The organism is Streptomyces sp. NPDC012835 (assembly GCF_042900885.1).
Classification (GTDB): domain Bacteria; phylum Actinomycetota; class Actinomycetes; order Streptomycetales; family Streptomycetaceae; genus Streptomyces.
On sequence record NZ_JBIBBW010000001.1, the window covers coordinates 572145 to 583850 of the forward strand.

Genomic DNA, 11706 nt, shown 5'->3' on the forward strand with positions numbered 1-11706 from the left:
GGGCGCGTCCCGCGCGCCCGGTTCACCGGGCCGGGCCCCGCGGCCGCCGGTCCGGCAGGCCGAACAGCGGAGCCACATCGGGCTGCGCGACGCTGTGCGGGCTCCGCGGCCGGTGGGAGCTGACACGGGACAGGATCAGCGACGCCACTAACTCGGCTTCGGCTTCCTGCGGTTCGCTGTACACGGTGCGGCCCAGCACGCGCTGGACGAGCGCCGGGTTCAGGGTGGGAAGCAGATTCTGGGCGGCCGAACGCAAGGTGGCCGCGTCCTGATGGCCGCAGAGCAGATGTGCCGCCTCGTGCAGCAGGATGTGCTGCTGGTGGAACGGGGTGGTGTCGGCCGCGAACAGGACGTAGTCGGACGCCTCGGTGGTGAGCAGGAGCCCGCACGGCAGATCGGGCCGGGCGTGGACCGGTATCAGCTCGACGGGCCGTCCGCGCCGCGCCGCGACCTCCCGGACGAACACGGCGGCGTCGAAGGGATCCGGCAGGTGCTGGCGGTCCACGAGGCGGCGGCAGGCCCGCCACATCCTTCGCCGGTCACGTCCGGACATGGCGCGGTCGGCGGTCACGCAGGGGAACCCCCGTCCCGCTCCCGGCGCGCTATCACATCGATCATCTCGCTGATGGTCCCGACCGCCTGGGGGGACAGGTTGACGGCGCGCAGCGCCATGCTCCGCACCCCGGCGTCCCGCAGGGCGCCGAGGAGTTCGAGTTCCTCGGCGATGGCGGCGCCCTGCGCGTCGTCGAAGAAGTAGGTGACCGGGACCTGGAAGAACTGCGCGAGCGCCTCCAGGTGGCGCTTGGTCGGGTTGTCGCGCCGACCGGTCCGCAACTGCCAGAGGTAGGTCGCCGAGAAGCTCTCGCCCGTCGCCTCGCGGCACGCCTTGGCCACTTCCTCGTGGCTGTACTGGTCGCGGTTGGGGCGGCGTACGACCCGGAAGAGGGCGTCGATCCTCCCGGCCAGCGTCTGCGGCGTGGCCTCGGGCTCCGTCACGTCACGCCTCCGGTCCGGTCTCGTCGGCCGGCGCTTCACCGCGCGTCGGCCCCGGCCATTGTAGGGCGTGCCGGGGCGCGGCGAGGAGCCCCCGGGCGGGGCCCGGGGGCTGCGGGAGAAGGCTGGTTCCGGCGAGGACACGGACGGGACGTGCGGGTGCGGGGCCGGGCCCCGCGCCCGCACCCTTCCGGGGAACCGGTCCGAGCGGGAAGCCGGACCGGATCAGACGCCCAGGTCCTCCGGCGCGACCCAGGTGGTGTTGGAGTCGCAGAAGATCACGCTGAGCGAGCTGTCGCTGGTGGTGATGGTGGGCGGCAGGGCGGCGGACTCGTCGGCCGAACTCAGGGTCTGGAGATGCAGTACAGGGTGCATGGCGTCCTCCGGAGAGCGGATGGCTACGTGACCGACGTAAGCCTACATGTATCGAATCTTCAATGTCATTCATTTCAGTTGACGTGTGATCCGGTGTCGGTCATCGTGGTGCGCAACAGCTGGTGCGGATGTGACGACCGGTCACCTTCACGTCCGGCTGCCCCCGTGCTCGGCCTCGCCTCTCAGGAAGAGGGCACATGCGGACCCCCTACATCTTCACCGTCGCCGATCCCGACTTCTACGAACCGCTCGACGCCGCCGAAGCGCGCGGCGGAGAGCTCCGCCCCTCCACCGTGCCGCACGGCTGGCACGGCACACCGTCGGGGATCTGGACCATGTGGCGGCGGGACGGCCTGGAGGCCGTACCGGCGGGCTGGAAGGTGCACGTCTCCGCCCGGCCCGGCCGTCTCGGCCATGTCCTGGACGTGGTGGCGGCCATCTGCTGCGAACAGGACGTGTCGTTCAAGCATCTGTCCACCCGTCTCTTCTACGGCTGGACGCATCAGAAGCACGCGTCCCGTCCGCAGAGCGGCAAGTTCTGCGCCGCCTACCCCCCGGACCCCGACGCGGCCCGGCGGCTGATGGAGCGCCTCGACGAGGCGCTGGCGGACGAGGAGGGGCCGTACATCCTCAGCGACCGGCGGTTCGGCACCTCCCGCACGGTGCACTACCGGTACGGGTCCTTCCTGCGACGGCAGCGGCTGCGGGCCGACGGCACTCCGGTACTGCTGGTGCCCGACGGACGGGGACGGCTGGTGGAGGACGTACGCGGAGTGTCGTTCCAACTGCCCGCCGGGATCGAGGACCCGTTCACGGCGGCGGCCGGGACGCCGTCCGGGCGGGCCGACTTCGGCGGCTACGTCTTCGAGACGGCCCTGCGCCACAGCAACGGGGGCGGCGCCTACCGCGGCCGGCACGGGACCACCGGGAGGAAGGTCTTCATCAAGGAGGCCAGGGCGCACACCGGTATCGGGGCGGGCGGCGCCGACGCGCAGCGGCGGCTGCGCGCCGAGTGGGAGACCCTCCAGGCGCTGCACACGGCGGCACCGGGCCTGGCACCGGAGCCGCTGGCGTACTTCTCCGAGTGGGAACACGACTTCCTGGTCACCGAGTTCGTCGAGGGAGACTCGCTCAGCTCCTGGACCGTCAAGCACAACCCGCTGATCCGCCGCGACGCGGAAGCCGCCGACTTCGCCGACTACTACGGCCGTTGTGAGAAGGTGCTGGCCCGCACCGAGGAGGCCATGGACCGGCTGCACGCGGCCGGCTACCTCTTCGTCGACGTCAGCCCGGGAAACCTGCTGGTCGCGGAGGACGACACGGTCCGGCTGATCGACTTCGAGTCCGCACACCGGATCGGCACGCCCTTCGTCGCGTCCGGCACTCCGGGCTTCAGCCCGCCGCCCGCGCTGGTGGGCGACGATCCGGCGGTCCACGACGCCTTCGGGCTCAGCGCCCTGGCCCTGCTGACGCTGTGTCCCCTGCACCAGGTGGTCGAGCGCGCGCCGGCCGCGCTCACCTACGTACGCCACGGGCTGCGGCGGCGCGGCATCGACATCCCCCGGTCCCTGTGGCGGCGCGCCACCGCCTTCCACCACGCCGAGGTCCTCGACGGCGGCCGGGCGCCGGGCGGCGATCCGCTCGCCCCGCCCTCGCCCGAGCGGGTCGCGCAGGCGCCCGAGGAGAGCCTGCTCTGGCTGCGCGAGCGGGTGGCGGAGGGGCTGACCGCCATGGCCGAAGCGGACCATCCCCGCCGGGTCTTCCCCACCGTGCCCGAGGGACATATCGCCAACACCCTCTGTCTGGCCTACGGAACGGCCGGTGTCGTGCACGCCCTGCGCCGGGCCGGCGTGCCGCTGCCCGACCGCGTCCTCGGCCGGCTGCGCACGGACGCGCTGCGCGCCGCGGACTCCCTCGGTCCGGGGCTCTGGACCGGGCTCGCCGGTATCGCCCGGGTGCTCGCCGACTGCGGATACACGCAGGAGGCGGTCGATCTGCTCGGTGCGGCCGACCGGCACCCGCTGACCCGGTCGGACGCCACTCTGGCCGGCGGCGGGGCGGGCGTCGCGCTCACCCATCTCGCGCTGTACGGACACACCGGTGACGCCCGCCATCTGGAGCACGCGGCCGAACTCGCCGCCGGCATGGCCGACGGGCCCCGCGCGCTCACCCCGCGCCTGGGGCCCGACGACGCGACCGGACTCTGGCACGGCAGGACCGGCGTCGCCCTCATGTTCCAGCAACTGGCCGCCGTCACCGGCGACAAGGACTATCTCGACCGGGGACTTCCGCTGCTGCACGCCGAGTTGGACCGCGAGAGCGACCCGACGGCCGTGCAGATGTCCTTTCCGGTCTCCACGACCGATGTCCGCCGCATGCCGTATCTGTACTGCGGTTCCGCCGGGGTGCTGCACACCGCGACCCGGTATCTGCGCGAGCGGGACGACGAGCGGCTCACCGAGGCGTCGCCCCGGCTCCTCACCGCCCTCACCACCAGCTACACCGGAATGAGCGGCCTCGGCCAGGGGCTGTCCGGGCTCGCGCTCACCCTCTCCGAGCACGCCGCGCTCACCGGCTCGGCGAGCAGCCGCCGGCTCGCGGTCGACGCCGCGTGCGGGCTGTTCGCCCACGCGGTGCCGCATCCCACCGGGGTGCGGTTCCTCGGTGACCAGATGCTGCGCCTCAGCGCGGAGCTGTGGAGCGGCAGCGCCGGTGTGCTGCTCGCCCTCACCGAGGTCCTCTCCCCGGCCCCCGATCCGCTGTTCACCGTGGACGCGGTCGCCGCCTCCCGCGCCTGACCGGAGCCCGCACCCGGACCGGTGTCCGCCACCGCTCCGGCGCGCCCGACCGCCCCGGTCCCCCTTGCTCCCGGCCGTCACAGGGACGCCCCGGGTTCGTCACACCACACACCAAGGAGTTCGCCATGCAGCAGATCCTCGACCTTCAGGAGCTGGAGACCGAGCACACCGTGGACGAGAACGGCGCGGTCATCGCCAGCGATTTCAGCACCTTCGCCTGTGACAGCAACGTCAGCGTCGTCGTCTGCTGACACCCGCTGCGCCGGCCCGCACCGGGCCACGGCGGCGGCCGCCCGAGAGGGTGAGCCGCCGCCGCTCCGCCGGTCCACGCCGCCGGTGCCCGCTCCGCCCCGAGAGGAACCATGACACTGCCCCGGCCGACGCACGGGCCGACGCACGCCGGCGCCCCGGCTCCGACCGGGCTCGCCATCTCCCGCCCGGCCGGAGCCCGGAGCCGCCCGGCCGATCCCGCCGCCCCGGCATGCGCCACTTTTCCGGCGGAGCCCGGACGCTCTCTGCGTGAGAACCTGCTCCACGCGCTCGGACCGCGTGAGCCGGAAAGCGCCCTCGCCCTGTCGGCCCTGTCCGACGCCACGTTGCGGGAACTGGCCCGCACCGGGCTGTGCTCGCCCGCTTCGGTGCGGCCGCCGGGCGGGACCACCGGGTGGCCGGGTGAACTCGCCGCCCTGACACCGGAGCAGACGACCGCCGCCGGGTACTGCGCGCTGCTCGGTCCCGATGTCTCGCCCTCTCTGCTGGCGGCGGTCGGCGGAGGGGACCTGGGCCGGGCACTCGCCGTCCTCGACGAACTCGCCGCCCGGCGCGTCGTACGCGAGGACGAGTCCGGGGCTCCTCTCTTCCACTTCCGCCACCCTCTGCTCCGGGTGCTGGCCTACGCACGTATCCCGCCCGGCCGCCGCATCGCCGCCCACGCCGCGGCGGCGCACGCCCTCGCCCGTGTCGGCGCCCCTCTCCCCCAGCGGGCCCCCCATCTCGCCCGGTCCGCCGCGCCCGGGGACACGGAGGCGGCCCGGCTGCTGCACCGCGCGGCGCACCAGGTGCTGGACACCCGGCCCGACTCCGCCGCCGACTGGCTGCTCGCCGCTCTGCGCGTCCACCCGGCGGACGCGGAGGGCGGCGCCGCGACGCTGGGGACGCGGATCCTGCTGTGCGTCGCCGCGGCACGGTGCGGACAGCGGGCCGAAGTCGTCCGCCGGATGCCCGAGGTGCTGGCCTCGCCGCTGCTGCCGCCGGACGAACGCGGGCGGCTCGTGGACCTGTACGCGCGGATGGAGGACGGTCTCGGGCGGCACCGTGAGGCGCGGGCACTGCTCGCCACCGGGACGGTCGTCGCCGGGCCGACCGTGGTGCCCGCAGCCCCGGACACCACGCTCCTGCTGAGGTCCGCCGCGCTGAGCGCCGCCGCCGGGGACCTGGCGGCGGTACGCGAGCGGCTGGCCGCTGTCACCACCGTGACGGCGGCCTCGCCCGGCCCGGCGCCCGGCGACGCGGTACGGCGGATGAGCGCGGCGGCCACCTTGGCGCTGGGCGCGGCTCTGGCGTCCGACGTCACCGCGCGCGACGCGGCGGTCGCGGACGCCACGCGGCGGGCCGATCTGCTCACCGACGCGGCTCTGCCCGATGTGCTGGACGCCGTCGTCCGACTGGGGCGGGCCCAACACTTGACGTCCCGTCACAGGGACGCGGTCCGGCTGTTCGCCCGGGGCGTCCGGTGTGCCCGCGCCGGCGGGCGCGCCGCCGAGCTGCCGGCGCTGCTGATCGGGCACGCCCGGGCCGAGGCCGTGCTGGGGCGGCTCGCGGCGGCCTCGGTGTCGGCCGCCGAGGCCGCCGGAGCGGCGCGGCGGCTGGACTGCCCCGAACTCGCCCACGAGGCAGGGGTGATCGGCGGCTGGACCACGCTGTGGTCGGCGGGGCACGACGCCGCGGAGCCGGCGGCGCGGGAGCTGGCACGCGCGGGCGGCCCGTCCGGCGAGCAGTGGCGCGCGGCCGCGCTGCTGCTCGCCGCGGTCCGTCTCGAAGCGGGCCGGCCCCAGGAGAGCCTGCGCCTCCTGCTGTCGCCCGCCGCCGACGTGTCGGGGCCGCCCGGGAGCGGCCCGGCGCCCTGGTGGTCCCTCGCCTGCCTCGCGGCGGCGGCCGCCGGACTCGACGGCACCGCGCGCCGCTGCGCGGCGATGGCGCGCGCGGCGGCCGGGGAATCACGGCTGCCGGCCGACCACGCCGCCGTACTGCGCGCCGAGGCGGCCCTCGTCCCGGACGAGGCGGCGCTCCCGCTGCTGACCTCGGCCGTGGACCAGCACGTCCACGACGGTGCGCTGCTGCTGGAATGCCGTACCCGCCTGCTGCTGGCCCGGCGGCTGCTGGGAGCGGGCCGCCTGCCGGAGGCCGCCTTTCACGCGGGTCTGGCGAAGTCCCGGGCGGAACCGACCGGTTCCGAGCCCCTGCGGCAGCTGGCCGTCGGTGTCCAGCGCGCGATCGGTGCGCGCCGGCCGCGCGGTACGGGGAGTCCCGGCGGCGCGGGGCCCGCCGGTCTGTCGCAGCGGGAGCGCCAGATCCTCGGCCTGGTGTGCCGCGGCATGTCCAACCGCGATATCGCGGGGGCGCTGTTCGTCTCCGTCAAGACGGTCGAGGCCCACCTCACCCGGGTCTTCCGCAAGACCGGGACCCGGTCGCGCGCGGCGCTCGTGGCCACGTTCGGAGCCGCGCGACCGGCCGGGGTCCGGGCCCCCGTCGAGTCAGGTGCGGGCGCCCGGGCCTGACACGCCACCGGCCGACCGCGCGGGCCGGCGGCGCCGGTCGGCCGGGGCGGCCGGGCCCTCACTCGCCCGGTACGGCGGACGGACCCGGCCGACCGGCCGGCGGCGCCGTGCCGTCCCAGTGGCCGACCAGCGCCGCGTAGCCGGGCTCGGCCGCCAGCAGCTCCGCATGGGTGCCGCAGACCGCCCGGGTACCGTCGAGCAGCAGGACGCGCCGTCCCCGCAGCGCGGACGCCAGGCGGTGGGCGATGACGACGAGGGTGCCGGGCCGGGCGGCGAAGGCCGCTTCCACCACCGCCTCGCTCCGCATGTCGAGGTGGCAGGTGGCCTCGTCCAGGAGCACCACGGGCGCGGCGGACAGCCAGGTCCGCGCCGCAGCGACCAACTGCCGCTCGCCGCTGGACAGTTCGGCCGCCGGGTCGTCCAGTACGGCGTCGACACCGCCGAGACGTTCCACCACGGGTTCCAGTCCCATGGCGGCGATCGAGGCGGCGACGGCCGCCGTGCCGGCGTCGGGGGCGAGATAGCGCAGGTTGTCGCGGAGCGTTCCGGGGAAGACGTACGCCTCCTGGGGCAGGAGCGCCACGGCCGCCGGGCGCTCCCTGGCGCCGAGATCGGCCACCGGCCGCCCGCCGAGCAGGATTTGGCCCCCGGAGGGTCGTTCGAGACCGGCGAGCAGCCCCGCCAGGGTCGACTTGCCGACCCCGCTGGCCCCGACGATCACCAGGTGGTCGCCCTCCGGGACGCTCAACCGCACATCCCTCACGACGGGTTCGGCGTGCGGGCCGTAGGAGAACGTCAGGTTGTCGACGTCGATGCGATGGCCGCTCGGTCCGTCGCCGCGCACCGTGCCGGATTCGGGCTCGCCGCACGGCGCCGTCGCGGTGGCGAGCCGTTCCAGCACCACCTGGAGCTGGCCCCACAGCCCGGCCACGGTGCCTGTGAGCAGCTGGAGCGCGGGCACCAGGCTTCCGGTGACGTACAGCGAGGCGCCGACCACCTCACCGGCGCTGACCGTTCCTTCCTCGACGAGGGTGGGGCCCGCCAGCAGGATGAGCAGCAGCGGAAGCTGCCCGCCGAGCAGCACGATCGGCACCCGCGCGGCGGCGGCCCGGGCCACGGCGACCGAAGCGCGGGCGCTCGCGCGGGCGCTGCGCCCGGTCGTCCCGCAGGCCAGGGCGACCGCGCCGAGGGCGGCGATGTCGCGGCCCGCGCCGAGCACGGCACCGGTCGACGCCGCCACGTCCTCCTCGGCGACGACCGCCGCCCGCCTGCGCCGGATCACCGACCTCATCGAGACCGCGAAGGCGATGAGCGCGGCGGCGAGCGGAACGGCGACGACGGCGGCGAGCACCGGGGCGAGCGCGGCGAGACCGACGAGCGTGGCGACCAGGGTGACCGTGAGGGGGCGGGCGGTGCGCAGCAGGGCGCCGACGACCAGCCGTACCGTGTCGACCTGGCTGGTCATCCGGGACACCCCGGCCGCGTCGTACGCTCCGGCGCCCCGGACCGCGCGGGACAGCGTGGCGTCCACCACGGCGGTCACCAGGGCGTCCCGCATCGGCTCGACGCAGGCGGCGAGCGGGTCGAAGAGGGCGCGCTCCGCGAGAGCCCGCACGACGTGGAGCGCGGCGAGCAGGCCGATCCACATCAGCCCCGTGCCCGGTTCGCCCGCGAGGAATCCCCGGTCCAGCGCGGCGGCGAGCGCCCAGCCGGAGGCCAGGGCGGGCCCGGCCTCCAGCACCGACCAGAGGGCGATCCGTCGCAGCGGGCCGCCCGCGCCGCGCAGCGACCGCGCCAGCAGCCGGGCGGCCGGCCCCCGGAGGGGCGCCGCGCGTGCTGCCGTACTCACACCGGTGACGGACATGGCACCTCCCGCTCGGCCGCCGGGTCGTCGTGGGCGGCGAAGACCGCGCGATAGTCGGCGTCTCGCCACAGTTCGCGGTGCGGGCCGACCGCGCGGATCCGTCCCCCGTCCAGCCAGGCGACGGCGTCGCAGCGCGCGGCGGTGGTGACCCGGTGTGCCACCACGAGCCGGGTCCGTCCGGACAGGGCGCCGGTGACGGCCTCGCTCACCTCGGCCTCGGTGACGGTGTCGAGCCCGGAGGTGGCGTCGTCGAGGACGTACACCAGGGCGGGCCTGGCCAGCGCCCGGGCCAGGCCGAGCCGTTGGCGCTCCCCGCCGGACAGCGGGGCGTGGTCCAGCGGCGTGTCGTACCCGGCGGGCAGGCGGCGGACGAAGGCGTCGGCCCGCGCAGCGCGGGCCGCGCGCTCCACCGTCCGGCGGCTCGCCCCGGGCCGGCCGTAGGCGATCGCGTCATGGACGGTCGTCCCGATCAGGGCGGGGCGTTCGAAGGCGTACGTCACCGCGTTCCGCAACGCGTCGAGGGTCAGGTCGCGCACGTCCGCACCGTCGAGCAGGACCTGTCCCGCGTCCGGGTCGCTCAGCCGGCCGAGGAGCCCGGCGAGGAGGCTCTTGCCCGCGCCGGTCCTGCCGACCAGGGCCATGGACCGGCCCGCGGGCAGCTCCAGGTCGGCGCTGTCGAGCACCGGGTCCCCGGCGGCTGACCGGACGGTGACCCCCTTCAGGAGCATGCCGCCGGGGCCCGTGGCCTCGGTGACCGGGCCGGCGGCCGGCAGCGGGTGCGCGAGGGTGGCGGCGATCCGGTCGCCGCCCGCGCGGGCCTGGGCCAGGGCGAGCAGGGCGTCGATCTGCTGGAGCGCGCCGATCGCGAGCTTCACGTACCCGGCCACGGCCAGCAGTTCCCCGGGGCTCAGCCGTCCCCCGGCGACCCCGAGTCCGGCGACGGCGAGTGCCAGCGCCTCGGTGAGCGACAGGAGCAGCCCGAACTGCCAGACGGTCGACTTCTGGAGGCGCCACATGGCGTGTCCGGCCGCCGAGACGTCGGCCAGGGGCACGAGGACCCGGGCGGTCTCGCTCGTCAGCGTTCCCGAGGCCCTGATCGTCCTGGCCCCGGCCAGCGCGCCGAGCAGCCGGGTCGCCAGGTCCGACTGCGCGCCCAGGTAGGCGCTCTGCGCCTCGGTCGCCCGGCCCACGAACCGCCGGGCGATCAGCACCGACAGGGGCACCCCGAGGGTGAACGCCGCCGCCGTGCGCCAGTCGATCACCCAGAGTGCGGCGAAGCCCGCGAGGGAACCGGCCAGTGCGACCGCGGACTGGGCCGCCGCCGCGGGCAGCGCGCCCGCCTGGGGCGCCGCCTGGGTGATCTGCGTGACCGCCTCACCGGCGGTCAGCGGAGCGCGCGGCTGGAGTTCGAGGAGGTGGCGTACGGTCCTGCCGCGCAGCCGTCGCGTGGCGCGGCTGGTTCCGGAGGCTCCCAACGGGCCCATCACGGCGTCGCACAGCGCGGCGCCGGCGACGGCCGCGCCCCACCCGAGCGCGGGTCCGCCGAGCCCCCCGCCGTCGCCCTCCAGCACGGCGGTCACGGCCGACGAGAGCAGCGCCGGGACGGCGAGGGCCACGGAGACTCGGCACACCATCACGCACACCAGCAGGACCAGGGACCCGCGCGTGTCCCGTGCGACGTCCCTGAGCAGGCGCCCGCCGCCGCGCGCGGCGTCACGCCGCGCCGGGGTGGTCACCGCTCGCCTCCCCGGTCGGCGCTGACAGCACGCGGGCCGCGTACCGCAACGTGCTGAGCAGGGACGGCATGCCCTCGGCGACGGGTGTGCCGTCGTGCGCGGAGATCGCCGGTTCCATCGGGACGACGTGGTGGCCGTCCTCCCGGAGCAGTTCCAGGTTGCGGCGCACCGACGGCCGGGCCAGCGCGCCCTGCGGGATCGCGGGGGCGAACACCACCGGGGCGGTGGCGCAGATCACCGTCGTCAGGGCCAGACTGTCGGTCATGCCCGCCGCGCACTTGGCGATGAAGTTGGTGGTCGCGGGGGCCACGATGATCAGGTCGGGCCACTCGGCGAGCTCCTTGTGGGGTACGACGCCCGGCGACGTGTCCCAGTCGGGGCCCGCCACCGGCGCCCGGGTCACGGCGGCGAGCGCCTGACGGGACACCAGGGTCTCGGCGGAGCGGGTCAGGCAGACCCGTACCGACCATCCGTAGCGCGAGCGCGCCAGCATGGCCCATTCGGGCAGCGCGGTGACGGATATGCCACCGGTCGCGACGAACAGCAGGCGCCCGCGTGGCAGGACGATCGGCGGCAGTCCGCCGCGCCGTGTGCCGCGCGGCTGAGGGGTGGGGTCCGGCTGCACCGTGTTTCTCTCCGCTCCTCGACGCTCTTTGTCGCCGGGTGATCGCTGCCGGCGTCGCCGCCTTATGGCTCGCGTGTGGTCATGTCGGTGGGGCGGGCGACGGCCGGCGCGCTGTTCCGCGGGCGCACCGGCCGTCCGTGTCCCGTCCGGTCAGTTGGTGACCTGACAGCTGATGCCGCAGGTGCTGCCGCCGTTGCAGGTGTGGCCCTCGCAGAGGTTCAGGGCATGCTCCTGGACTTCCTCGCCGGAGAGCAGTTGCAGGGCGTCGAGGTCGTTCTCCATGGGGGTCTCCTTCTGAGAAGCGGTTCGGCCGTGGCCGGGTGGTGGTGGTACGGGAGCGGCGGCGCCCGCCGGACGGTGCCTCGGCCGCGCTCGGTGCGAGGGCGGCCGGCGGCGCACAGTGCCCGGAGCTGTCAGCCGGTCACCGTGCACGTGCCGCCGGGCGAGCAGGACACACCGCAGGTCACGGTGCAGAGGGCGGCCGTGTCCTGGTCCTCGGCGGGGAGCAGTTGGAGCGCTTCGAATTCTGTTTCCATGG

Annotated in this window: 11 protein-coding genes; 3 read left to right on the forward strand and 8 right to left on the reverse strand. The window is 75.5% G+C overall.

What is annotated here, in order from left to right:
* Positions 1-22: 22 nt before the first annotated feature.
* The 3 genes from ACFY6S_RS02345 to ACFY6S_RS02355 form a co-directional block, all read right to left on the reverse strand.
* On the reverse strand, positions 23-505 hold the full coding sequence (locus ACFY6S_RS02345) for a ParH-like protein (protein WP_388829647.1): 483 nt from the start codon (positions 503-505) through the stop codon (positions 23-25).
* Positions 506-567: 62 nt separating this feature from the next.
* Entirely contained in the window at positions 568-996 is a 429-nt protein-coding gene (locus ACFY6S_RS02350) for an XRE family transcriptional regulator (RefSeq protein ID WP_388829650.1), read from the reverse strand.
* A 222-nt stretch (positions 997-1218) separates the two neighbouring features.
* Positions 1219-1368: a hypothetical protein gene (locus ACFY6S_RS02355; protein WP_388829653.1), complete on the reverse strand. Its 150-nt coding sequence runs from the start codon at positions 1366-1368 to the stop codon at positions 1219-1221.
* Positions 1369-1565: 197 nt separating this feature from the next.
* Here ACFY6S_RS02355 and lanKC point away from each other — a divergent pair, with 197 nt between their 5' ends.
* From lanKC to ACFY6S_RS02370, 3 genes are all read left to right on the forward strand, one after another.
* Positions 1566-4166, forward strand: coding sequence for a class III lanthionine synthetase LanKC (gene lanKC / locus ACFY6S_RS02360; RefSeq protein ID WP_388829656.1), 2601 nt, complete (start codon positions 1566-1568; stop codon positions 4164-4166).
* A 125-nt stretch (positions 4167-4291) separates the two neighbouring features.
* A complete protein-coding gene (locus tag ACFY6S_RS02365) occupies positions 4292-4417 on the forward strand; it encodes a SapB/AmfS family lanthipeptide (RefSeq protein ID WP_388829659.1) in 126 nt (41 codons plus the stop codon).
* 111 nt (positions 4418-4528) lie between these two features.
* On the forward strand, positions 4529-6943 hold the full coding sequence (locus tag ACFY6S_RS02370) for a LuxR C-terminal-related transcriptional regulator (RefSeq protein ID WP_388829662.1): 2415 nt from the start codon (positions 4529-4531) through the stop codon (positions 6941-6943).
* Between the two features lie 58 nt (positions 6944-7001).
* Here the strand turns inward: ACFY6S_RS02370 and ACFY6S_RS02375 are convergent, their stop codons facing one another.
* From ACFY6S_RS02375 to ACFY6S_RS02395, 5 genes are all read right to left on the reverse strand, one after another.
* Positions 7002-8807 (reverse strand): ATP-binding cassette domain-containing protein, encoded by a 1806-nt coding sequence (locus tag ACFY6S_RS02375; protein ID WP_388829665.1) that lies wholly within the window; start codon positions 8805-8807, stop codon positions 7002-7004.
* A complete protein-coding gene (locus ACFY6S_RS02380; RefSeq protein ID WP_388829668.1) occupies positions 8789-10543 on the reverse strand; it encodes an ABC transporter ATP-binding protein in 1755 nt (584 codons plus the stop codon). The genes ACFY6S_RS02375 and ACFY6S_RS02380 overlap by 19 nt, the downstream gene beginning before the upstream one ends.
* Positions 10521-11168, reverse strand: a complete 648-nt coding sequence (locus tag ACFY6S_RS02385; protein WP_388829671.1) for a flavoprotein — start codon at positions 11166-11168, stop codon at positions 10521-10523. Before ACFY6S_RS02385 ends, ACFY6S_RS02380 begins: the two co-directional genes overlap by 23 nt.
* Positions 11169-11318: 150 nt before the next feature.
* Entirely contained in the window at positions 11319-11450 is a 132-nt protein-coding gene (locus tag ACFY6S_RS02390; protein WP_388829674.1) for an ALQxL family class IV lanthipeptide, read from the reverse strand.
* 131 nt (positions 11451-11581) lie between these two features.
* Entirely contained in the window at positions 11582-11704 is a 123-nt protein-coding gene (locus tag ACFY6S_RS02395) for a hypothetical protein (RefSeq protein WP_388829677.1), read from the reverse strand.
* Positions 11705-11706: the final 2 nt, after the last annotated feature.

What these genes read in the sequence shown, in the direction of transcription:
- ACFY6S_RS02395 (WP_388829677.1), bottom strand. Translation starts at nt 11,704, where the DNA reads ATGGAAACAGAATTCGAAGCGCTCCAACTGCTCCCCGCCGAGGACCAG.
- ACFY6S_RS02370 (WP_388829662.1), top strand. Translation starts at nt 4,529, where the DNA reads ATGACACTGCCCCGGCCGACGCACGGGCCGACGCACGCCGGCGCCCCG.
- ACFY6S_RS02355 (WP_388829653.1), bottom strand. Translation starts at nt 1,368, where the DNA reads ATGCACCCTGTACTGCATCTCCAGACCCTGAGTTCGGCCGACGAGTCC.
- ACFY6S_RS02390 (WP_388829674.1), bottom strand. Translation starts at nt 11,450, where the DNA reads ATGGAGAACGACCTCGACGCCCTGCAACTGCTCTCCGGCGAGGAAGTC.
- lanKC (WP_388829656.1), top strand. Translation starts at nt 1,566, where the DNA reads ATGCGGACCCCCTACATCTTCACCGTCGCCGATCCCGACTTCTACGAA.
- ACFY6S_RS02375 (WP_388829665.1), bottom strand. Translation starts at nt 8,807, where the DNA reads ATGTCCGTCACCGGTGTGAGTACGGCAGCACGCGCGGCGCCCCTCCGG.
- ACFY6S_RS02365 (WP_388829659.1), top strand. Translation starts at nt 4,292, where the DNA reads ATGCAGCAGATCCTCGACCTTCAGGAGCTGGAGACCGAGCACACCGTG.